The sequence below is a fragment of the Vibrio sp. 1978 genome, from assembly GCF_033344345.1.
On sequence record NZ_JAWPOP010000343.1, the window covers coordinates 1 to 781 of the forward strand.

A 781-nucleotide genomic window follows, 5' to 3' on the forward strand; every position below is an offset into this window, starting at 1 on the left:
CAGCCTAAAGGAAATGCGTTTCGCGATACTCTGTACTTTTATTGGTGCTGCAATCGGTGCCGAGGCTGTACAGTTTATTGATGCTAGCGTACTCACCAGTTTGATTCCTGTTCTTCTAATTGCGATTTCTCTTTATTTTTTACTCGCACCAAGTACTCGAAAAATCGATGGAGAACCAAAACTTGCCGAAGCGATGTTTGCATTGTGTATCGGTGGTGGAGTTGGTTTCTACGATGGTTTCTTTGGCCCCGGTACGGGCTCGATTTTTACTGTGTGCTTTGTTGCTCTTGGCCACTTTTCTCTCGTGGATGCAACAGCACGAACTAAGATTTTGAATTTCACTTCAAACATCGCCGCATTGTTGTTTTTCGTTATCGCAGGGTTACCTGTATGGGAAATTGGTTTGACGATGGCGGTCGGTGGCTTTATTGGCGCTCAACTTGGCGCAAAAGTGGTGGTTACCAAAGGTCAAAAGTGGATTCGACCTCTAGTGATTACCATGTCTATGCTGATGGCAACAAAACTTCTTTGGCAACAACATCAGCAATGGCTTCTAACACTGTTTTAATTCGCTGATTGCGGTATGTGTTGTGGCGAAGACAGATGTGTATTGGGCGAATTAGAGGCTCTAGTTCTTCGAATTCAAAACAAAAATTTGATGCGATGTTGAGTGTTTTGATGATGGATTTAGGTATCAGTGCTGGTGCCATACCTTTTAAAGCTAATTGCGCTGCCGCAGTGTAGGAGTCCATCTCCATCAAAGGTTGGATTTCGTACTTGG

At 43.9% G+C, this 781-nt stretch carries 2 protein-coding genes; one reads left to right on the top strand and one right to left on the bottom strand.

Going from position 1 to position 781, the window contains the following annotated elements; all coding sequences use genetic code 11:
* On the top strand, window positions 1-568 hold a 568-nt coding region (locus R8N49_RS26515), incomplete at its 5' end, for a TSUP family transporter (RefSeq protein ID WP_318190368.1).
* Here the strand turns inward: R8N49_RS26515 and R8N49_RS26520 are convergent.
* On the bottom strand, window positions 504-781 hold a 278-nt coding region (locus R8N49_RS26520), incomplete at its 5' end, for a LysR substrate-binding domain-containing protein (protein WP_318190369.1). The genes R8N49_RS26515 and R8N49_RS26520 overlap by 65 nt on opposite strands.